This window comes from Vibrio sp. PSi01, from assembly GCF_054960695.1.
This window is the reverse complement of record NZ_JBHNYN010000023.1, coordinates 1-21,193: the sequence shown is the minus strand read 5'-3', so window position 1 is coordinate 21,193 and position 21,193 is coordinate 1. Positions and strand designations below refer to the sequence as shown.

The 21,193-nt window shown below is 45.1% G+C and carries 17 protein-coding genes and 1 riboswitch; of the genes, 9 read left to right on the top strand and 8 right to left on the bottom strand.

What is annotated here, in order from left to right; all coding sequences use genetic code 11:
* Positions 1 to 6: 6 nt before the first annotated feature.
* Positions 7 to 2,424, top strand: a complete 2,418-nt coding sequence (gene gyrB, locus ACFI6G_RS20290) for a DNA topoisomerase (ATP-hydrolyzing) subunit B (RefSeq protein ID WP_462710444.1) — start codon at positions 7 to 9, stop codon at positions 2,422 to 2,424.
* A 536-nt stretch (positions 2,425 to 2,960) separates the two neighbouring features.
* Positions 2,961 to 3,395, top strand: a complete 435-nt coding sequence (locus ACFI6G_RS20285) for an Hsp20 family protein (RefSeq protein WP_010433156.1) — start codon at positions 2,961 to 2,963, stop codon at positions 3,393 to 3,395.
* Between the two features lie 107 nt (positions 3,396 to 3,502).
* Here the strand turns inward: ACFI6G_RS20285 and ACFI6G_RS20280 are convergent, their stop codons facing one another.
* From ACFI6G_RS20280 to glyQ, 4 genes are all read right to left on the bottom strand, one after another.
* Positions 3,503 to 4,753 carry a valine--pyruvate transaminase gene (locus ACFI6G_RS20280; RefSeq protein ID WP_016790455.1) on the bottom strand — a complete coding sequence of 417 codons (1,251 nt, stop codon included), beginning with the start codon at positions 4,751 to 4,753 and terminating at the stop codon, positions 3,503 to 3,505.
* A gap of 254 nt (positions 4,754 to 5,007) precedes the next feature.
* Positions 5,008 to 7,095 carry an alpha-amylase gene (locus tag ACFI6G_RS20275; protein ID WP_016791878.1) on the bottom strand — a complete coding sequence of 696 codons (2,088 nt, stop codon included), beginning with the start codon at positions 7,093 to 7,095 and terminating at the stop codon, positions 5,008 to 5,010.
* 202 nt (positions 7,096 to 7,297) lie between these two features.
* On the bottom strand, positions 7,298 to 9,364 hold the full coding sequence (gene glyS / locus ACFI6G_RS20270; protein WP_016787670.1) for a glycine--tRNA ligase subunit beta: 2,067 nt from the start codon (positions 9,362 to 9,364) through the stop codon (positions 7,298 to 7,300).
* A gap of 2 nt (positions 9,365 to 9,366) precedes the next feature.
* The gene (gene glyQ, locus ACFI6G_RS20265; protein ID WP_004736678.1) at positions 9,367 to 10,296 is read right to left on the bottom strand and encodes a glycine--tRNA ligase subunit alpha; all 930 of its coding nucleotides are present in this window, start codon (positions 10,294 to 10,296) and stop codon (positions 9,367 to 9,369) included.
* Between the two features lie 210 nt (positions 10,297 to 10,506).
* Positions 10,507 to 10,682, top strand: a riboswitch (yybP-ykoY riboswitch).
* 34 nt (positions 10,683 to 10,716) lie between these two features.
* Between glyQ and ACFI6G_RS20260 the strand changes: the two genes are divergently transcribed.
* Together ACFI6G_RS20260 and ACFI6G_RS20255 are read left to right on the top strand one after the other, a co-directional pair.
* On the top strand, positions 10,717 to 11,271 hold the full coding sequence (locus tag ACFI6G_RS20260; protein ID WP_010433152.1) for a TMEM165/GDT1 family protein: 555 nt from the start codon (positions 10,717 to 10,719) through the stop codon (positions 11,269 to 11,271).
* A gap of 151 nt (positions 11,272 to 11,422) precedes the next feature.
* Positions 11,423 to 11,677, top strand: coding sequence for a hypothetical protein (locus ACFI6G_RS20255; RefSeq protein WP_016767550.1), 255 nt, complete (start codon positions 11,423 to 11,425; stop codon positions 11,675 to 11,677).
* An 83-nt stretch (positions 11,678 to 11,760) separates the two neighbouring features.
* On the opposite strand, the gene tusA is transcribed toward ACFI6G_RS20255, so the two are convergent.
* Positions 11,761 to 12,012 (bottom strand): sulfurtransferase TusA, encoded by a 252-nt coding sequence (gene tusA / locus ACFI6G_RS20250; protein WP_004736675.1) that lies wholly within the window; start codon positions 12,010 to 12,012, stop codon positions 11,761 to 11,763.
* A 149-nt stretch (positions 12,013 to 12,161) separates the two neighbouring features.
* Here tusA and ACFI6G_RS20245 point away from each other — a divergent pair, with 149 nt between their 5' ends.
* A complete protein-coding gene (locus tag ACFI6G_RS20245; RefSeq protein WP_010433144.1) occupies positions 12,162 to 12,347 on the top strand; it encodes a hypothetical protein in 186 nt (61 codons plus the stop codon).
* A 155-nt stretch (positions 12,348 to 12,502) separates the two neighbouring features.
* Complete coding sequence (locus tag ACFI6G_RS20240) at positions 12,503 to 13,444, top strand: LysR family transcriptional regulator (RefSeq protein ID WP_010433141.1); 942 nt, start codon at positions 12,503 to 12,505, stop codon at positions 13,442 to 13,444.
* A 135-nt stretch (positions 13,445 to 13,579) separates the two neighbouring features.
* On the opposite strand, the gene acuI is transcribed toward ACFI6G_RS20240, so the two are convergent.
* The 3 genes from acuI to fadB form a co-directional block, all read right to left on the bottom strand.
* Positions 13,580 to 14,560, bottom strand: a complete 981-nt coding sequence (gene acuI / locus ACFI6G_RS20235) for an acrylyl-CoA reductase (NADPH) (RefSeq protein WP_010433138.1) — start codon at positions 14,558 to 14,560, stop codon at positions 13,580 to 13,582.
* A gap of 242 nt (positions 14,561 to 14,802) precedes the next feature.
* Positions 14,803 to 15,966, bottom strand: a complete 1,164-nt coding sequence (gene fadA / locus ACFI6G_RS20230; protein WP_009848166.1) for an acetyl-CoA C-acyltransferase FadA — start codon at positions 15,964 to 15,966, stop codon at positions 14,803 to 14,805.
* A gap of 26 nt (positions 15,967 to 15,992) precedes the next feature.
* On the bottom strand, positions 15,993 to 18,164 hold the full coding sequence (gene fadB, locus ACFI6G_RS20225; protein WP_016767551.1) for a fatty acid oxidation complex subunit alpha FadB: 2,172 nt from the start codon (positions 18,162 to 18,164) through the stop codon (positions 15,993 to 15,995).
* A 227-nt stretch (positions 18,165 to 18,391) separates the two neighbouring features.
* On the opposite strand from fadB, the gene ACFI6G_RS20220 reads away from it, so the two are divergent.
* From ACFI6G_RS20220 to hemG, 3 genes are read left to right on the top strand one after another with little or no spacing between them, the layout of a single operon-like run.
* On the top strand, positions 18,392 to 19,015 hold the full coding sequence (locus tag ACFI6G_RS20220) for a YigZ family protein (protein WP_016767552.1): 624 nt from the start codon (positions 18,392 to 18,394) through the stop codon (positions 19,013 to 19,015).
* Positions 19,016 to 19,049: 34 nt separating this feature from the next.
* Positions 19,050 to 20,507, top strand: a complete 1,458-nt coding sequence (locus ACFI6G_RS20215; RefSeq protein WP_016787671.1) for a TrkH family potassium uptake protein — start codon at positions 19,050 to 19,052, stop codon at positions 20,505 to 20,507.
* Between the two features lie 10 nt (positions 20,508 to 20,517).
* Positions 20,518 to 21,045, top strand: coding sequence for a menaquinone-dependent protoporphyrinogen IX dehydrogenase (gene hemG, locus ACFI6G_RS20210; RefSeq protein ID WP_016767554.1), 528 nt, complete (start codon positions 20,518 to 20,520; stop codon positions 21,043 to 21,045).
* Positions 21,046 to 21,193 lie beyond the last annotated feature (148 nt).

Sequence of the window (21,193 nt, the reverse complement as noted above, 5' to 3'; positions counted from 1 at the left end):
GTAACTATGTCAGATAATTACGATTCATCGAGTATTAAAGTACTGAAGGGTCTGGATGCGGTACGTAAGCGTCCTGGAATGTACATTGGCGACACGGATGATGGTACCGGTCTGCACCACATGGTTTTTGAGGTGGTAGATAACTCTATTGATGAAGCGCTAGCTGGTCACTGTAATGACATTATTGTAACTATCCATGAAGATAGTTCTGTGTCTGTAAGCGATGACGGCCGTGGTATCCCAACAGAATTGCACCCAGAAGAAAACGTATCAGCAGCAGAAGTAATCATGACGGTTCTTCACGCTGGTGGTAAGTTCGATGATAACTCGTACAAGGTATCTGGTGGTCTGCATGGTGTTGGTGTTTCAGTAGTTAACGCACTTTCTAAGCAAGTTACTCTTACTATCCACCGTGGTGGCAAAATCCACACTCAAACCTACAGCCACGGTGAGCCTCAAGCGCCACTAGCTGTTATCGGTGACACGGATAAAACCGGTACAGAGATTCGTTTCTGGCCGAGTGAAGAAACCTTCACTAACATCGAGTTCCATTATGATATTTTAGCTAAGCGTCTACGTGAGCTATCATTCTTGAACTCAGGTGTGTCAATTAAGCTGATTGACGAGCGCGAAGAAGACAAAATGGATCACTTCGAATACGAAGGCGGTATCCAAGCGTTTGTTGAGCACCTTAATACTAACAAAACGCCAATCATCCAAAAAATCTTCCACTTTAACTCTGAGCGTGAAGACGGTATTACCGTTGAAGTTGCGATGCAGTGGAATGATGGCTACCAAGAAAACATCTACTGTTTCACCAACAACATCCCTCAACGCGATGGTGGTGCTCACTTAGCAGGTTTCCGTGCTGCACTAACTCGTACATTGAATAGCTTCATGGACAAAGAAGGCTTCTCGAAGAAAGCGAAGACTTCAACATCAGGTGATGATGCTCGTGAAGGTTTGACGGCGATTGTTTCGGTGAAAGTGCCAGATCCTAAGTTCTCAAGCCAAACTAAAGACAAGCTGGTTTCTTCAGAAGTGAAGTCTGCCGTAGAGTCTACTATGGGTGAGAAATTGTCTGAGTTCCTCATTGAGAATCCAGGTGAAGCGAAAATCGTTTGTTCGAAAATTATCGATGCAGCACGAGCTCGTGATGCAGCGCGTAAAGCGCGTGAGATGACACGTCGTAAAGGCGCATTAGATTTAGCAGGCCTTCCAGGTAAACTCGCTGACTGTCAGGAAAAAGATCCTGCACTGTCTGAACTGTATATTGTGGAAGGAGACTCTGCTGGCGGATCAGCTAAGCAGGGGCGTAACCGTAAGAACCAAGCAATCCTACCGCTTAAAGGTAAAATCCTTAACGTAGAGAAAGCACGTTTCGATAAAATGCTGTCTTCTCAAGAAGTCGCAACGCTAATCACTGCACTTGGTTGTGGTATTGGCCGTGACGAATACAACCCAGACAAACTGCGTTACCATAACATCATTATCATGACCGATGCCGATGTCGATGGTTCTCACATCCGTACACTGCTACTGACGTTCTTCTACCGTCAAATGCCTGAGCTGATTGAACGTGGTTACATTTACATTGCTCAACCGCCACTTTACAAAGTGAAGAAAGGTAAGCAAGAGCAATACATTAAAGATGAAGATGCGATGAACCAGTATCAAGTATCTTTGGCTTTAGACAATGCAGAACTGCACGTAAACCCTGAAGCGCCAGCGTTCGCAGGTGAAGGTCTAGAGAAGCTTGTTCAGCAATACAATGCGGGTATTAAGCTTGTTGACCGCATGAGCCGCCGTTACCCACGCGCATTGGTTCACGAACTGATTTACGTTCCTCGTCTAACGGCTGAGCAGTGTCATGATGACGTGGAAGTTGAAGCTTGGGGTAAGCAGCTTGTAGAACAGCTAAACGCGAAAGAAGTCGGTGCTAGCCAATACAGCCTTGAAGTTGAAAAACATGAAGAGCTAGGTTTGAGCGTACCTAAGATCGTGGTTCGTACTCATGGTGTAACTCATGAACACCTACTAAGCATTGATCTGATTAACTCGAAAGAGTTCGCGAAGCTGGCTGATCTATCTGAAGCCCTTGATGGCTTGATTGAAGAAGGCGCTTACATCAAGCGTGGTGAGCGTACTCAAGCGGTTTCTAGCTTTGTTGAAGCTCTGAACTGGTTGGTGAAAGAGTCTCGTCGTGGCTTAAGCTTGCAACGATACAAAGGTCTAGGTGAGATGAACCCTGACCAGCTTTGGGAAACGACAATGGATCCTGAAACTCGCCGTATGATGCAAGTAACCATTGACGATGCCGTTGGTGCAGATCTGTTGTTTACAACGTTGATGGGCGACCAAGTAGAGCCTCGTCGTAACTTCATCGAAGAGAATGCATTGAAAGTAGCAAACTTAGACGTTTAATTACTGCGATGCGTCGTTATTTCGCATGATTTCTGCGTTCGGCGTACTCACATACACTTGTATGCTGCGTGCGCCTTGCTTGAACTAATGCGAACTAACTTATCCTCGAAGCAATTAAATTGATGTCTTCGTTGTATTGATTAAGTTCATAAAATTATGAAAGCACTGCCTATTGGCGGTGCTTTTTTGTGTCGGTAAGGTCTTGAAAAATATTGAGTTGAAAAAATAATTGAAAATAATCCCTTGAAACTATTTTGCTCAATCCACATATCTAGTTGTGAAGAGGATGACTGTCTTGCTCTACAAGAGAAGAAACAGAACCTTCATAACCGTTGCTAGAGTATCGCTCAATAGAGGATAACTTTGGCAGCACACAATTTAAAAATTGATTCATTGTCATGTCCCAGCGTTGTCGCCAAAAGAGGCGAAACCCGAGGAATGCAAACTGAATCCCTTAGCTGTTTACTGGGTCACTCACAAGTTCGATCTTAGTAAAAATCACAGCTAAGACTATTGCTTACTAAAAGGATAGCATTATGAGAACTGTAGATTTCACTCCACTTTACCGCAACGCAATCGGCTTCGATCGTCTATTCAACATGATGGAAGCGAACACATCGAAAAATACTTCTGGCGGTTACCCTCCTTATAACATCGAGCAAAAAGACGAGAATAACTACCGTATTACTATGGCAGTCGCTGGCTTTGCAGATGACCAATTAGATCTGACTCAAAAAGAGAATACGCTAATTGTGAAAGGTGAGCGTAAAGAAGAAGTAGAGAAAACCTTCGTATATCAAGGTATTGCAGAGCGCGATTTCGAACGTAAATTCCAACTGGCTGACTATGTAAAAGTGGTAGGCGCAAGCATGGAAAATGGTCTCCTTCACATCGACCTAGAACGCGAGATCCCAGAAGCGATGCAACCGCGTAAGATTGCTATTAATGGTAATAGTCTTCTAGAAGGTTAAGCGTTATTAGCTCATTTGAGCTAATAAATATCGGAAAGTAAAAGTGAAAGAGCACCTTATGAGGTGCTCTTTTTTGTATTTGGCCTACAGTAACCTAAAAGCTTTGATTACTGTTCTGAGTAAGCCTTTTTCACTTCCTCTGCAATGATTGAAATGCCTTTCTGCATTGCTTCATCATCTTGCACGTAGTTCATACGTAAGCACTGGTGAGCATGATCCCACTCGTCTTCTTGGCCGATAAAGAAGTATTCACCAGGAACAATCAATACGCCACGAGCTTTGAGGCGGTCGTACAGCTCCATGGTGGTAATTGGCAACTCATCAAACCATAGCCATAAGAAAATCGCGCCTTCAGGCTTGTGGATACGGAAGCGAGGGTCATCGATCGCTTCTTGTAAGAGCTCAACTGCACGTAGAGATTTATCTTTATAGAAAGGTTTGATTACCTCGCTACTTAAGCGCAGTAAATCGCCTTTTTCAATCATGTGGTTAGCAATCGCAGGGCCAACACTATTAGGTGCTAGGCTGATAATGCCATTCATGTTGGTCAGAGCTTGTGTTACTTCTTCGCTCGCAATCACGATACCGCAACGCACACCAGGCAAACCAAGCTTAGATAAGCTCATGCACAGAATGGTGTTTTCATTCCAGAACGGTTCGACATCTTCAAAGATGATGTTTGGAAACGGCAAGCCATAGGCATTATCGATCAATAGCGGTATGTTGTTTTCGCGCGCAAGTTTATCCAGTTTACGTACTTCTTCGTCGGTCAGCACGTTACCGGTTGGGTTGGTTGGGCGAGAAGCACAGATGGCGGAAACCGAGTCATCAACCTTAAGCTTTTCAAAATCAACGTGGTATTTGAACTGTCTATTTTCAAGAAGCTCGATTTCTGGGTGGTAAGAGATAAAAATATCGTCATCAATGCCAGCATCGCCGTAGCCGATATATTCCGGTGCGATCGGCAACAAGATTTTCTTGTGAGAACCGTCTGGTTGTTGACCTGCTAACAGGTTGAAGAGGTAAAAGAAGCCACTTTGACTGCCGTTGGTTAGGCTGATGTTCTTTTCGCTGATGTCCCAGTCATAAGTTTCTTTCAGCATTGCCGCTAACGACTTAATAAAGCTGTTCTTGCCCTGCGGACCATCGTAGTTAGCGAGGGCGGCGATGAGTTCTCCACTGGCGAGCATATCGGCACTGGCTTGGTTAAAGTAATCGAGCATGGCTGGGATAGCGGCTGGGTTGCCACCACCGAGCATGATTGCGCCAGGAGTGCGCAGGCCATCATTCAAATCATCCATTAAACGAGTGATTCCAGAGTATCGATTAAATTTTTCACCAAACTTAGAGAACTGCATTACTTATTTTACCTAATTCATTGTGATTGCTTGTTATGTGTCATTAAGGCAGACCTTATGTCTACCAACAGTGTATTCCTTGAACATACCGCAATGTTTTTGCGACGCATAGCGCCAAATGCTCTAACACGAAAAAAACTTCTATAAAGTTTAACTAATGAGTGTCTGCTTTCTTATTGAACGAGTGTTTCGTGATCAAAAAAGGAGAAGCCTAAGCTTCTCCTTTTAATTTTGCGGATTATTTCAATGAATGTTTACTTCGTTCCGGTGTAAACAACCAATACTTTGTCATCTCGGTATTGGCGTTCGAACGCATAGTAGCCCTTGTTGTTGCGGATGATGTGCTTACCTTGAGCTACTGCTGGGTGTCGTTGGCGGAATTGGCCAAGTGCTTGCCAGTGTTCCAGCAATTCTGCTCGTTCGCCTGTGATTTGCTCCCAAGGCATGTCAGAGCGAGTACCTTGCATTGGGTCTGAGCCTGTTGGGCCGAAATCACGAGCGATTTCATCTCCGTAATAGATCTGCACCGCACCGGGAGCCAGCATCAACGCGTTTGCAGCTTTGGTCTGTTTCGCAAAGTCGCTGCCATGTTGTGTCCAGAATAGAGAGGTGTCGTGAGACGATAGGTAACTCAGTACGTTGAATTCGCTGTCGTTGTTGATCTTCTCTGCGTAACGAAGGTAATCAGCATCAAGATCGGATAGGCACTTGAGCGCCTTTGGTGCGATATCACTCTGGAATTCAAAGTTGATGATCGAATCAAAGCCGTTAGCAAAATAGTCTGATTTGACTACGCTGTGTGCCCATACTTCGCCTGTCATCCAAAAAGGTAGGTCATCCAGGGCTTTGTCTGGGTTGTTTTGCTTCCATTCTGCAAGCGCTTGGTTAGTGCTCTCTTTAAGCTCTGCCCACGCGTCTAACTCAACGTGCTTGGCGGTATCGACTCTAAAACCATCAACGCCATATTCACGTACCCAGTCAGACAACCAAGTGATTAGATGTTCACGAGGGGTTTGGAGTTCATCCGTGGCGCTGGTGGACTTGTTGCGATAGAAGTTAGGTAGCCCAGTGGTCTCTGTCGATTCTGTTTTGAAATCGGGTAAATGCGCCAAAGACATGGTGAGGTTATTGTAACCTGGAGAGTCATAGGCTCCGATATCACTGCGCAGCCAAGCTTTGCCCCACCACTTTTCCCATGCTTCTTTATCGCTGTATGAGATGTAGTTGTTGAAGTAGTGCCAGTTCTGACCTTTAGCGGGTTGCCAATCTGTCCAGTTTTCACCAAGCGTTTGTTTAGCTTGTTCATCGGTCAGGTTGAGTTTACCAAAATCAAACTCTTGCATGTCGGCAAGCGTGGCGTAGCCAGTGTGGTTCATCACCACGTCCCAAACAACACGAATGCCTTTGCTGTGCGCGGTATCGATGAAGGTTTTCAGCTCGTCTTCGGTACCCATGTTGTCATCAAGCTTGGTCCAGTCTTGATGGTAATAGCCGTGATAGCCATAGTGTTTGAAGTCACCGCGATCACCACCGCCAACCCAGCCGTGGATTTGCTCTAGTGGAGAGGTAATCCAGATAGCATTGGCCCCGAGCGATTCAATGTAGTCGAGCTTTTCGGTTAAGCCTGCTAGGTCACCACCGTGGAAGGTGCCGATTTCGTCTTGTCCATCTTGGCTGCGACCATAGCTGTTGTCGTTGTCAGGGTTGCCATTGTGGAAACGGTCAGTCATTACGAAGTAAACCGTGGCGTTATCCCAACTAAAATCGGCTTTGGTTTCTGGTTCTACTTTCTCTAGTAGCAGAATACCTTGGCTGTTTTCTGCAGGCTGCATGGTGACGCTGCCATTAGTTACTGTGATTTGTTTGCCTGAAAGGGCGTCTCTTACCAAGGTACCATCATCAAAGGTTTGAGCAACGTTGATGGTGGTTGGCTGGTCACTAGGTATTGGGCAGGCAAAGCTTTGAACTTGTTGCTGCTTTGGCTTTATCTGAACCGTGAGTTCATTGGTCTGTGGGTTGAGTGTAAATTGATAGGTGTTAGCGCGAAAGACTTTAATAGCGATTTCGGACTTTTCGGCGCAGTCGTCTAGGCGAAGGGGTTTATTGAATTTGATGCGACTCTCTTCAGCCAGAGCAAAGTTAGTACCACAGGTACTTTGAGCGTCGCTGATAGAGAAGGTATAACTACCTTTAGCGAGTTCCTGTTCTGCAATCACGGTGCCTTTACCGGATGATTCGAATACGACAGTGTCGTTATCAATTGTCAGCAGTAGATTGTTGTCATTGGTTTGGCTGCATGCGCTGAGTGCGAGTATTGAAAGCGCGAGTACTGTCTTTTTCATTGTTCCCTTCCCCTGAATAAACAGGTTATTTATAGCAAACAATACCCTCTACAGTCTGAGTGCTGTTTCATTCAGTTAATCAATAACACCTCTACAAACAAATGCTTGGTTCACAAAAACAAAAAGGGAAGCTTTCGCTTCCCTTTGGGTATTTACTGTTAGTTACTCAGAGTATGACTAAGAGCAACTGTCTCACTCGTGCTTATTTTTGCAGTAGAGAGATGTCAGCAATCTGTAGGAACAGGTTACGTAGGTTGTTCAGTAGCGTTAGACGGTTCTTCTTAAGCGCTTCATCATCAGCCATAACCATTACGTTATCGAAGAATGCATCAACGGGTTCACGTAAGTCAGCAAGTTTGCTTAGGGCTTCTTGGTAGTTGCCTGTCGCGAATGCTGGTTCTAGTGCTTCTGTCATTACTTCAACGTTTTCAGCCAGTGCTTTCTCTGCGTCTTCTTGAAGAAGTGCTAGATCGATTTCTGCTGGTAGCTCGCCATCGAATTTCGCAAGGATATTACCTACACGCTTGTTCGCTGCTGCTAGTGCTTCTGCTGCTTCCAGTTCACGGAAGTGAGAAACCGCTTTAACACGTTGGTCAAAATCAGCAGGTTTAGTTGGACGACGTGCTAGTACCGCTTGGATGATATCAACGCTGAAACCAGCATCTTGGTACCATGCGCGGAAACGACCTAGCATGAAGTCGATAACGTCAGCTTCAACGTTGTCGTTAGTTAGCTTGTCGCCTAGTAGCTCTTTCGCTTTACCGATTAGATCGGTTAGGTCTATGTTGTAGCCGTTTTCAACGATGATACGTAGCACACCTAGTGATGCACGACGTAGAGCGAATGGGTCAGAACCTTTTGGTGCTTGGCCAATACCGAAGATACCTACGATAGTGTCTAGCTTGTCTGCCATTGCGACTGCAGAAGAAATACCAGTGCTTGGTAGTGTGTCACCCGCGAAACGAGGCATGTACTGCTCGTAAAGTGCCAGTGCTACTTGCTCGTCTTCACCATCGTGAGTCGCGTAGTGCATCCCCATCACACCTTGAGTATCCGTAAATTCGAATACCATTGATGTCATTAGGTCACACTTAGCCAGTAGGCCAGCACGCTTAGACTTTTCAACGTCAGCATCGATTTTCTCAGCAATGTAGCCAGCAAGTTCTGTGATGCGGTCGGTTTTGTCTTTGATAGTGCCCAGTTGCTTCTGGAAGATAGCTTGCTCTAGTTCAGCAAGACGGTCGATAAGCGGACGCTTACGGTCTGTGTTGAAGAAGAACTCAGCATCAGCTAGACGTGGACGTACAACCTTCTCGTTACCTTCGATTACGTGACGAGGCTCTTTAGACTCGATGTTCGAAACGAAGATGAAGTTTGGCAGAAGGTTCTTATCAGCGTCATACACTGGGAAGTACTTCTGGTCGCCTTTCATGGTGTAAACCAAAGCTTCAGAAGGGACTTTTAGGAATTCTTCTTCAAACTTCGCTGTAAGTACTACTGGCCATTCAACCAGAGACGTTACTTCTTCAACAAGGTCATCTTCTAGGTCAGCTTTACCGCCAACCGCTGCTGCCGCTTTTTGCGAATCAGCAAGGATGATCGCTTTACGTGCTTCGTAATCTGCCATTACTTTACCGCGCTCTTCTAGGATCGCAGGGTATTGGTCAGCAGAATCGATTGTAAACTCTTGTTCGCCCATGAAACGGTGGCCACGGATAGTACGAGCAGATGCTACACCTAGGATTTCGCCTTCAACAAGCTCATCACCTAGTAGTACTGTCAGTGTTTTTACTGGACGGATAAATTGAATGTCTGAGTTACCCCAGCGCATCGCTTTAGGGATTGGTAGGCCAGCCAGTGCTTTCGCAGCGATATCCATCACCAATTCTTGAACAGGTTTGCCAGCTACTTCTTGTTTGAAAAGAAGCCACTCGCCTTTGTCTGTTTTCAGACGGTCAGCTTGCTCAACAGTGATACCGTTACCACGAGCCCAACCTTGTGCTGCTTTAGTCGCGTTGCCTTCAGCATCGAATGCTACAGAAACAGCAGGACCACGCTTTTCAACGACTTTGTCAGCTTGGCCTTCAGCCAGTGCGGTTACTTTAAGAGCTAGACGACGAGGTGCTGCGTACCACTTGATGCCTTCGTGAGAAAGCTCAGCCGTTTTAAGACCCGCTTCAAAGTTAGAAGCAAAGGCTTCTGCTAGAGAACGAAGTGCCGTTGGTGGAAGCTCTTCCGTACCCAGTTCAATTAGAAAATTCTTCGCCATGATTATTTACCTTCCTTTTCTTCTACAGATCGGCACATTGGGAAGCCAAGTGCTTCACGTGACGCGTAGTACGCTTCTGCAACAGCTTTAGTCAGGTTGCGGATACGAAGGATGTAACGTTGACGCTCTGTTACAGAGATAGCTTTGCGCGCATCAAGGATGTTGAATGCGTGACCTGCTTTTAGAATGCGCTCGTAAGCTGGAAGCGGCAGTGGCTTCTCAAGCTCAAGTAGCTCTTTACACTCTTTTTCGCACTGGTCGAAGAAAGTGAATAGGAAATCTACGTCTGCGTGCTCGAAGTTGTATGTTGATTGCTCAACTTCGTTTTGGTGGAAGATGTCACCGTAAGTCACATTAGAACCGTCTGGTGCTACGTTCCATACAAGGTCGTAAACAGAATCTACTTCCTGGATGTACATTGCTAGACGCTCGATACCGTAAGTGATCTCGCCAGTTACAGGCTTACACTCAAGGCCGCCAACCTGTTGGAAGTAAGTAAACTGAGTTACTTCCATGCCGTTTAGCCATACTTCCCAACCAAGGCCCCATGCGCCTAGTGTTGGGTTTTCCCAGTTATCTTCAACGAAGCGAATGTCGTGAACAAGTGGGTCGACACCAAGAACTTCAAGCGAGCCTAAGTACAACTCCTGGATGTTATCTGGAGAAGGTTTTAGAGCTACTTGGAATTGATAGTAGTGCTGCAGGCGGTTCGGGTTTTCACCGTAACGACCATCGGTCGGACGACGAGAAGGTTGAACGTACGCCGTAGACATTGGCTCTGGGCCAAGTGCACGTAGACATGTCATTGGGTGAGAGGTGCCAGCACCTACTTCCATATCTAGTGGTTGAACAATGGTACAACCGTTTTGTGCCCAGTAATCCTGCAGCGCGAGGATCATTCCCTGGAAGGTTTTGATATCGTATTTTTGCATAGTCAGGTTCGCGCGATTCTTTTAAATGAATGATAAAAATAACCTCTGAGTATACCGAGATATTGGTAAAGCGAGTAGGGGTAATCTTGTTTAATTAGTGGTCTAAAATGTCGTTTAGTGGATTTTTTTGCCTTTAATGTTTGTTTTTCGGCACAAGTGGATATTTTGATAAGTTTGACACTTGTGTTTGAAAGCGTGGGTGATTAAAATCTCGCGGTCTTTGGGGAGTAGCTTACTTATTCATATCCTATTGAATGAGTTCGTCCGTCAACATAATTGATGCAAAATCATCATGGCGTTCGAGGCAACCACCACCTTGGTGGCGCTTAGCAAGACCTTAGACAAGCATCGTGAACCGGGATGGGGCGCGAGGTTTGTCTTTGGTTAAATATAATAATCTCCATCCCAAATGAGCATGTCGTGAGCGTTTTAGCAATTTCAATTACAACTGTCGCCTTAGCCGAGATCGGTGATAAGACCCAGTTGCTATCCCTTTTATTAGCCAGTCGATATCGAAAACCGATACCTATCATTGCGGCTATCTTCTTTGCCACCATTGCCAATCATGCCCTTGCTGCATGGCTCGGGGTTGTAGTCGCCGATTATCTTTCACCTGAAGTTTTAAAGTGGGTGCTGGTGGTCAGTTTCATCGCTATGGCGGGCTGGATTCTGATTCCCGATAAGTTGGATGACGATGAGCAGATCTCAAACCGAGGCCCGTTTGTCGCCAGTTTCATCGCGTTCTTCATTGCTGAGATTGGTGATAAAACCCAGATAGCGACCTCCATTCTAGGGGCTCAATACTCTGATGCATTAATGTGGGTGATTCTAGGTACTACGATCGGTATGTTATTGGCGAATGTGCCAGTGGTTATCATCGGTAAGTTGTCGGCAGATAAGATGCCGCTTGACCTGATTCGTAAGATCACGGCCTTATTATTCGTGGGTTTAGCTATCGCTGCGGCTTTCTATTAACAGGTAGTATTGAGTCTTATTATACTCAATCAGTAGAGTAATGTGTTGTAGGTCATACTCTTACAGTATTGTGGGGTTTATCGAGCGAATGGACATATAACTGTCATACTTGTCATGATATTTTAATATTGTGAGTTAAGAACACGAGGGCATGATTATGTTGACGCGTTATATGGGTATTACTCCACAAAGCCAAAGTTATCTATTTACTTTTGGTCTTGCACTTACATTATTAGGCATGGTGTTGACGGACATGTGGCTACCAATGGTCGCGGGTGCCATCATCATGACTGCGCTTGCGGTAGAGGCTTGGATTCGGGTCGCGCATATTATTCCGATGCGCAAAGATATCCGAGAAATTCAGCATCAGCTCGAGCATCTGCAAAACAAGTCTAGAAACGAATAAACAAAAAGCCGCTCGTACTCTGAGTTCTGTTTAAGAACATAAGGTACGAGCGGCTTTTTTGATACTTGATACTCGGTGGGGCGTTACGCCTCCAATCCCTTTCTGATCAAATACTGGTAAGGCAAAGTTTCTGTCGCTTGGCCTACCAACTGATGATCCATGAATCGACAAAAGCTCGGAATATCTCGAGTTGTCGAAGGATCGTCAGCTTTTACCAGTAATACATCGCCATCCTGCATGTTTCTAATTGTCTTCCTGACCATCATTACTGGCTCCGGGCAACGCAGGCCTTCAGCTTCTAAAGTATGGGTTGCCAGTTCAGGTTTGAATGTCATGGTTTGTATCTCTATATCTATCTAACGAGTGAATAATACGTCTGCAGAAAAAATATGCAATAAGTGCTTGGCAAACGGAATTATTTCCTATAACTTAATTAACAAGTTGATAACAACTTGAAACAAAGGCAACTAGCTAAGGAGTGGCGATGTTGACAGGATTAGATAGATTAACAATTTATTCGGTTCTCTGTTTTATTTCTTTTTGTGCGTTAGTACTACGCTCACCGACAGAGACTTCACTGATGCCTATCTTTGGCATAGTAGCAACGATTATTGGTATTTGGGTCGAGATGCGCCGTTGGCAAAGCATAGCCGAAGAGCAAGAGCACTAACCTTAATACAACAAGTAAATTCCGATACGACAACATTCCGACACTATCCCCAATTTTCTTGGGCTTCCCCGCGTAATTGCGGGATTTTTTTTATCTAAAGCATGCTATAAACAACGTAGTGATCAATGGTGATAGTATACAGCTAGGTAAGTGGCGTGGAATTAGAAGACATCTATCGTAGAGACCTGAACTTATTGGTCGCCTTAAAGGTATTGATTGAAGAAGGCAGTGTTAGCCAGGCTGCGCTTCGTCTCAATTTAAGTCAATCTGCAACCAGTCGTGTATTAGGGCGTCTTAGAGAGCTACTTAATGATCCTCTATTTACGCGCCAAGGTCAGCATCTTATTCCTACCAAGAAAGCACTTGAGATCAGCCAGCGTATTGATCAACCGTTAGAATCTTTCCGTCAACTGCTTAGCCCGAGTGATTTTGACCCTTACTATTGTAGTGAGCGTTTTTTAATTGCGACCACTGACTACGCGATGCAAACCATCTTGCCTTATGCATTGCCTAAGATTTATGAACAAGCGCCGAATATCTCGTTGGAATTTGCGCCGTTGCAGCATGAGCATTTGTTTAAGCAACTCAGTACTGAGCGCGTTGATATGGCGATTTGTCGTCCGAGTGGCAGCATCGCACCACTTCATAAAGACGTATTAGGGCCGGTTGGTGTGTCTTGCTTGTTATCCCAAAATCACCCATTGGCCGATCAACCATTAAGCCTTGAAGATTATGTCTCACTTCCGCACGCGATGATCGCGATCAGTGATGGCGTTAAAGCTTTACTCGATAACGCTTTAGCTAATCAAAACCCACGTAAAATGGTGTTGCGTGCTTATCACCTTGAGGCTGCATTGGCGATTGTCGATAGAATGCCGTTGGTGATCACTGTGCCTGCTGATTTAGCTTACTTGGTGGCTGAGCGTTATGACTTAGTCGTTAAACCGCTGCCATTCGAGTTTATGCCGTTTGATTACTCATTGATCTGGCACTCGCGCTGCGATTCTTCCGCCTCGCAACAATGGTTAAGAAGAGTGGTTAAAGAGGAGTGTGGCGAATTGATTCAAAAGCGTATTGCGGATGTTGGCTTAGGTTAACTGGGACTTAGCTTTGGTTTACTCGATCCTAATGACAAAAACACAAAAGGGCTGATTACTATCAGCCCTTTGTTATTTTGGGTTATCCAAGCCTAAAGCTGTTGCTTAAGGTTTGATAACTTAAGGTTTGAGAATCTATAGCTTAATGACTACGCGACCAGTGATTTGACCGTTAGTGATGTCTTCTGCAGCTTGAATTGCGCCATCTAAAGACACTTCTTTAGTTGCTTGCGCGTAGAAAGACTCAGGTAGCAATTCCGCTAGTTGTTCCCACGCTTTAATACGTTTTTCACGAGGGCACATTACCGAGTCCACACCCTGTAGGCGAACGTTACGCAGAATGAATGGCATTACCGTGGTTGGTAAGTCAAAACCGCCTGCTAGACCACACATTGCAACCGCACCGTTGTAATCAATTTGCGCCAATACTTTTGCAAGTACTTTGCTACCTACCGTATCGATAGCACCAGCCCACAGTTGTTTCTCAAGTGGCTTCGCCGGTTCTTCTAGTTCAGCTCGCTCTACAATGCGTGTTGCGCCTAGTGATTTTAATAGTTCGCCATTTGCAGAAGCACGACCAGTTACAGCTGCGACTTTGTAGCCCAGTTGGTTTAGTAGAGTGATAGACACACTGCCTACGCCGCCACTTGCACCTGTTACTAGGATTTCACCGTCTTCTGGTTTGATGCCTGCATCTACGATAGCTTGCACACAAAGCATTGCTGTAAAGCCTGCTGTACCAATAGCCATTACTTTTTTAGCGTCTAGACCTGATGGCATTGGCACTAACCAATCACCGTTTAGGCTTGCTTTCTCCGCCATGCCGCCCCAGTGGCCTTCACCAACACCCCAACCCGTTAGAACAACTTCGTCGCCCGCTTTGTAGCGTGGGTCATCAGATTGTGAAACCACACCAGAAAGGTCGATACCAGGAACCATAGGAAAGTTACGAACGATGCGTCCTTTACCTGTAATCGCCAAACCATCTTTGTAGTTCAAAGAAGAGTAGCTAACATCAATCTTCACGTTACCTTCTGGTAATTGAGACTCTTCAATTTGAGAAACTGACGCGATAGTTTTTTTGTCTTCTTGGTTTAGTACAAGTGCTTTAAACATGATCTGCTCCGTGGAGGAATATTAGGAAACTGAAGTAACTTTAGTTGAATCATTCAAGAAAAAATAATGAAACATCAACATTGAATATATGCGTTTTGTGCATAGACGTCAGTGTTGGTTTTTCTCTCTTAGAGTTTGCTGAACGAAATCGATGCATTGTTGGATGCCAAGTAATAAAAAGTGCAGCTATATAAATATAGCTGCACAAAAAATTACCCTTCAAGTATTACAGTCAGTAAACGCTATGGACGTTCAAATACCGTTGCAATACCTTGGCCTAAACCAATACACATGGTCGCTAAGCCGTATTTCACATCTTGTGCTTCCATCAGGTTGATTAGCGTCGTCGAGATACGAGAACCAGAACAGCCTAGCGGGTGACCAAGAGCAATCGCACCGCCGTTAAGGTTTACTTTCTCATCAACCACATCCAATAGACCTAGATCTTTCGCACAAGGTAGAGATTGAGCGGCAAACGCTTCGTTTAGCTCAATCACACCCATATCTTCAATGGTTAGGCCTGCACGTTTCAGCGCTTTTTGCGTAGCAGGTACTGGGCCGTAACCCATGATTGAAGGATCGCAACCTGCGATAGCCATAGACTTCACGCGAGCGCGAATCTTAAGGCCAAGTGCGTTGGCTTTCTCTTCGCTCATGATAAGCATTGCAGAGGCACCATCAGATAGTGCTGATGAAGTACCTGCTGTTACCGTACCGTTTGCTGGGTCAAATACTGGGCGAAGCTGAGACAAGCCCTCAACCGTAGTTTCTGGACGAATGACTTCATCGTAATCCAGAGTGAACAATGAACCGTCTGCTGCGTGAGCTTCTGTTGGTAGGATTTCGTTCTTGAAACGACCTTCAACCGTAGCTGCTTGAGCTCGAGCATGTGAGCGTGCTGCGAATGCGTCTTGGTCTTCACGGCTAATACCGTGCATTTTACCTAGCATCTCAGCCGTTAGGCCCATCATACCGGCAGCTTTCGCTACGTGTTTAGACATGCCTGGGTGAAAATCAACACCATGGTTCATTGGTACATGACCCATGTGTTCGACACCACCTATCAGGCAGATTTCAGCATCACCAACCATGATAGAGCGGGTTGCATCATGCAGAGCTTGCATAGATGAGCCACATAAACGGTTGACCGTTACCGCACCAATCTCAATCGGTAGACCAGCAAGCAAAGCAGCGTTACGTGCGACATTGAAGCCTTGCTCTAGCGTTTGTTGTACACAACCCCAGTAAATGTCTTCAATTTCGACAGGGTTTACTTCTGGGTTACGCTCTAAAATGCCTTTCATTAAATGTGCCGACAGATCTTCAGCACGAGTGTGACGGAAAGCTCCACCTTTGGAACGTCCCATTGGGGTGCGAAGGCAATCAACAACAACTACATTATTCATTTTGCTATTCCTTTTCCAAATGTGGGTTACAGAGAACTGGCTTGTTGGCCGTCGTAAAAGCTTTCGCCCTTCGCTGCCATATCAAGCAATAGTTGAGGAACTTGGTACATTGCACCTAAGTCTTGGTAGCTCTTCGCCATTTCAACGAAGTTACCAATACCCACACTGTCTAAGTAGCGGAATACGCCGCCTCTGAATGGAGGGAAACCTAAACCGTAAACCAGTGCCATATCCGCTTCTTGCGGTGTCGCGATGATGCCTTCTTCTAAACAAAGCACCACTTCGTTGATCATTGGAATCATCACGCGCTGGATAATTGTCTGGTCATCAAAGTCTTGTGGCTGTTGGCATACGTCAGCCAAGATAGGAAGAATGTCTTCAGAGAAGGTCTTTTTAGGGCGACCGCGTTTGTCCACGCTGTATGTATAGAAACCGCTGCCGTTCTTCTGACCATATTTTTCAGCGACGTAAAGTGCGTCAATCGCATCACGACCTTCTTTGCCCATACGTTCAGGGAAGCCTTGTGCCATTACTGCTTGTGCATGGTGTGCTGTGTCTAAACCTACAACGTCTAGCAAGTAAGCTGGGCCCATTGGCCAACCGAATTTGCGCTCCATGACTTTATCGATCTTTGTGAAATCAGCACCGTCGCGTAGCAACATGCTGAAACCACCGAAGTAAGGGAAAAGTACACGGTTAACGAAGAAGCCTGGACAGTCGTTAACAACGATAGGGGATTTACCCATCTTCGCTGCGTAAGCGACTACGCGATTAATGGTTTCTTCTGAAGTGTGCTCACCTCGGATGATCTCAACCAAAGGCATGCGATGTACTGGATTAAAGAAATGCATGCCACAGAAATTTTCTGGGCGTTTCAAAGATTTCGCTAACAGGTTGATTGGAATCGTTGAGGTGTTTGATGTAAGAACTGTGTCTTCACCAACCAAACCTTCCACTTCGCTCAAAACTGCTGCTTTTACTTTAGGGTTTTCTACAACCGCTTCCACAATCACATCTGACTGCTCAACCCCAGCGTAATGTAGGCTTGGGGTAATAGAAGACAGAATGCCTGCCATTTTGAATCCATCTAGGCGACCGCGTGATAAGCGCTTATTCAACAACTTAGAAGCTTCGCTCATACCAAGATCTAGAGACGCCTGTGCGATGTCTTTCATCATCACTGGCACGCCTTTCAATGCTGACTGGTAAGCAATACCGCCACCCATGATGCCAGCACCAAGTACTGCTGCACGTTCAGTAGCTTTGTTGGCAGACTTACCCGCTTGTTTCGCTAGGCCTTTGATGTATTGGTCATTAAGGAATAAGCCGACCAATGCTTTCGCTTCCTCAGATTTTGCTAGCTTAACGAAGTGTTTACGCTCGATATCCAATGCAGCATCACGATCACTACGTGCTGCTTCTTCGATAGCGATAACAGAAGTGATTGGGGCTGGGTAATGAGGTCCTGCTTTTTGAGCTACTAAGCCCTTAGCCATAGTAAAGCTCATCATCGCTTCTAGTTTGCTTAGCGAAAGCGCTGATGTTTTTTGTTTACGGCGTAGCTGCCAATCAAGTTTCTCATTGGCTGCCAAAGAAACCGTGTTAATCGCTGATTCTAGTAGTTGGTCGGTTTCAACAATCGCATCTAACAAGCCAACTTTAAGTGCTTCATCTGCACGACATGCTTTGCCTTGCGTGATAATTTCCATTGCGCTGTCAGCACCTATAACACGTGGCAGGCGTACACAACCACCAAAGCCAGGCATGATGCCCAGTTTGGTTTCTGGGAGACCTATGCTGGTGGTCTTGTCACCGATACGGAAATCGGTCGCTAAGACACATTCACAGCCGCCACCTAGGGCATGGCCACGCATCATTGAAAGAGTTGGGACAGGAAGGTCTTCGAGCTTGCTGAAGATTGAATTCGCGAATCTTAACCATTCATCAAGTTCTGCTTCTGGCTTAGCAAATAGGCCAAGAAATTCAGTGATGTCTGCGCCTACGATGAACGCGTCTTTGTTTGAAGTTAAGATTAAACCACGTAATCCAGCGTGAGCATTAAGAGCATCTAACGCTTTATCTAGTGATTCTAAAGTAGCAAGGTCGAGTTTGTTTACAGAGGCTGGCGCACAGAAGCTAAGTTCTGCAATACCGTCTTGTAATTCCTTTACCTGTAAGGTGTTAGCTTGGTAAATCATTGTCTATCTCCATGACATACAATCCACGATTGTTTGAGAGAATCTTGTTATCTTTCTATTATTGTAGAATACCTGGTAAGACCAGTTATGTTAGTCTGTACCTCTGCTTGATTAATTTCAATACATTTTTTAAACAATTGTTTAACATTGTGCGATAGCACAGATCCTCTAACCGTTATTATTCACGCGTGATACACTTCGCTGCTCTTATTAATTAAGTTAGCGATATGAATGAACAGCCTTATTTAATACCGTCAGCATCGGCTCTGTTTGAAGAAGAGATAAAGAAGAGCGTTTTCATTACTCAGCTTGCTCATACACCAAGTGTAGAAGCTGCTAAACAGTTCGTAGAACAGGTAAAAAAAGAGCATTCTTCAGCTCGACATAATTGTTGGGGATTTGTTGCAGGGCGACCTGAAGACTCGATGAAGTGGGGCTTTAGTGATGATGGTGAACCTTCTGGTACTGCTGGAAAGCCTATCTTGGCGCAACTGTCTGGTTCGGGTGTTGGCGAGTTAACAGCTGTTGTGACTCGTTATTCTGGCGGAATAAAACTCGGAACGGGTGGTTTGGTTAAGGCATACGGTGGAGGGGTACAACAAGCTCTCAAGCTGCTTCAAACTATCGAGAAAAAAATAACCACAAAATTACGGCTAGAGTTAGACTATGGTTTCGTGCCAATTGCACAATCTATTATGGCTCAGCATCAGGCTGTTGAGGTCCAAGCGGATTATGGTGTTCAAGTTGAGTTTATCATTGAGATAGAGCTCCTGCAGGTAGATTCGTTTACTCAGACCATGATCAATAAAAGCGGTGCCAAGGCACTGGTAACGAAAGTTAAAGACAACTAGGAAGTTTGAAGCATTTAGCTTCGTTCAATAGCTCATGCAATTTCGCTCAATTATTCGAATCGTCGGATTATTATTAGCACTTTTTAGTGTATCAATGCTCGCACCTGCGCTCGTCGCACTTATCTATAGAGATGGTGCGGGTGTACCATTTGTGACGACTTTTTTCGTTCTATTATTCTGTGGGGCAACTTGTTGGTTCCCCAACCGACGTTATAAACATGAGTTGAAAGCGCGAGATGGCTTTCTTATTGTGGTGTTGTTCTGGACGGTAATCGGCAGTGCGGGCGCATTGCCGTTTTTGATCGCCGATAACCCGAACGTTTCGGTAACCGATGCTTTCTTCGAATCGTTTTCTGCATTAACGACGACCGGTGCAACGGTAATTGTTGGCCTCGATGACCTACCTAAGGCAATTCTATTTTATCGCCAGTTTCTACAGTGGTTTGGTGGCATGGGTATCATCGTATTGGCGGTCGCCATCCTTCCCGTTCTCGGTATCGGTGGTATGCAGCTATATCGTGCTGAAATCCCAGGTCCAGTTAAAGACAGTAAGATGACTCCGCGTATTGCTGAAACGGCAAAAGCGCTTTGGTACATCTATTTGAGTCTAACTATTGCTTGTGCGGTAGCGTTTTGGCTTGCAGGTATGAGTTTCTTTGATGCAATCAGCCACAGTTTCTCTACTATTGCGATTGGTGGCTTCTCGACTCACGATGCGAGTATGGGCTATTTCAACAGTCCGGCGGTTAACATGATTACGGTCGTGTTCCTTCTTATATCTGCGTGTAACTATTCGCTTCACTTTGCTGCATTTGCTTCTGGGGGGGTCCATCCTAAATATTACTGGAAAGATCCTGAATTCCGCGCGTTTATCTTTATTCAGGTGGTCTTGTTCTTAGTTTGTTTTTTGTTACTGCTTAATCATCATTCTTATGACTCTTATTACGATGCCTTTGATCAAGCCTTGTTCCAAACGGTATCTATATCTACGACAGCAGGCTTCACCACTACTGGTTTCTCCGAGTGGCCATTGTTCTTGCCCGTTTTGCTTCTATTCTCTTCTTTTATAGGTGGATGTGCAGGCTCAACAGGCGGTGGTATGAAAGTCATTAGAATCTTATTACTTACTCTGCAAGGTGCTCGTGAAATGAAGCGTCTTGTGCACCCGCGAGCTGTCTATACCATCAAGGTCGGAGGTTCTGCGTTACCACAACGTGTCGTTGATGCGGTTTGGGGCTTCTTCTCTGCATACGCATTGGTTTTTGTGGTTTGTATGTTGGCTCTTATTGCTACAGGGATGGATGAGCTAAGCGCTTTCTCTGCTGTAGCGGCAACATTGAATAACCTTGGCCCAGGCTTAGGTGAAGTGGCAATGCACTTCGGCGATGTGAATGACAAGGCTAAATGGGTGTTGATCGTATCCATGCTGTTTGGCCGTTTAGAGATATTCACCTTATTAATTTTATTGACCCCTACGTTTTGGCGTAGCTAAGGACAACATTGTGGCAAAAGCTCTATTTTTGTATTCAAGCCGTGAAGGGCAGACCAAGAAAATATTGAACTATATAAAAGAAGAAATGAATGAATTCGAATGTGAGCTGCAAGATCTGCACACCATTGATAATGTCGACTTTGCTCAATACGACCGAGTTTTGATTGGTGCATCTATTCGCTATGGGCACCTCAATAAGAAGCTATATCAGTTTATTGATGCCAATCTTGCTCAGCTGCAATCAAACAAGGTTGCTTTCTTTTGCGTTAACTTAACAGCTCGTAAAGAAGAGCAAGGCAAAGATACTCCCGAAGGTAGCGCCTATATTAAGAAGTTTCTTCTTAAGTCCCCGTGGCAACCAACTTTGATCGGTGTGTTTGCGGGTGCCCTCTATTACCCTCGTTATAACTGGTTCGATAAAACCATGATTCGCTTCATTATGAATATGACAGGTGGAGAAACGGATACAACCAAAGAAGTCGAGTACACAAATTGGGAAAAAGTCTCTTTATTCTCTAAGAAACTGCAAGAGATGTAAGAGAAAAGCTTACTTTTGAGGCGTTTTGAGTTCTTTTTAATCGAACGAATAAAAAAACGAGAAAAACTTCAAAAAGGGCTTGCCAGTGTGATCGAAATCTCTATAATGCGACCTCGTTGAAACGGGAAGGCTTCTTAGGAAACCAAAG

Coding starts and splice junctions, on each gene's coding strand:
- glyQ (WP_004736678.1), bottom strand. CDS start 10,296: ATGCAAAAATACGATATCAAAACCTTCCAGGGAATGATCCTCGCGCTG.
- acuI (WP_010433138.1), bottom strand. CDS start 14,560: ATGTTTAAAGCACTTGTACTAAACCAAGAAGACAAAAAAACTATCGCG.
- ACFI6G_RS20220 (WP_016767552.1), top strand. CDS start 18,392: ATGAATGAACAGCCTTATTTAATACCGTCAGCATCGGCTCTGTTTGAA.
- fadB (WP_016767551.1), bottom strand. CDS start 18,164: ATGATTTACCAAGCTAACACCTTACAGGTAAAGGAATTACAAGACGGT.
- ACFI6G_RS20275 (WP_016791878.1), bottom strand. CDS start 7,095: ATGAAAAAGACAGTACTCGCGCTTTCAATACTCGCACTCAGCGCATGC.
- tusA (WP_004736675.1), bottom strand. CDS start 12,012: ATGACATTCAAACCTGAACTGGCAACCCATACTTTAGAAGCTGAAGGC.
- ACFI6G_RS20215 (WP_016787671.1), top strand. CDS start 19,050: ATGCAATTTCGCTCAATTATTCGAATCGTCGGATTATTATTAGCACTT.
- fadA (WP_009848166.1), bottom strand. CDS start 15,966: ATGAATAATGTAGTTGTTGTTGATTGCCTTCGCACCCCAATGGGACGT.
- glyS (WP_016787670.1), bottom strand. CDS start 9,364: ATGGCGAAGAATTTTCTAATTGAACTGGGTACGGAAGAGCTTCCACCA.
- ACFI6G_RS20285 (WP_010433156.1), top strand. CDS start 2,961: ATGAGAACTGTAGATTTCACTCCACTTTACCGCAACGCAATCGGCTTC.
- ACFI6G_RS20280 (WP_016790455.1), bottom strand. CDS start 4,753: ATGCAGTTCTCTAAGTTTGGTGAAAAATTTAATCGATACTCTGGAATC.
- ACFI6G_RS20245 (WP_010433144.1), top strand. CDS start 12,162: ATGTTGACAGGATTAGATAGATTAACAATTTATTCGGTTCTCTGTTTT.
- gyrB (WP_462710444.1), top strand. CDS start 7: ATGTCAGATAATTACGATTCATCGAGTATTAAAGTACTGAAGGGTCTG.
- ACFI6G_RS20255 (WP_016767550.1), top strand. CDS start 11,423: ATGATTATGTTGACGCGTTATATGGGTATTACTCCACAAAGCCAAAGT.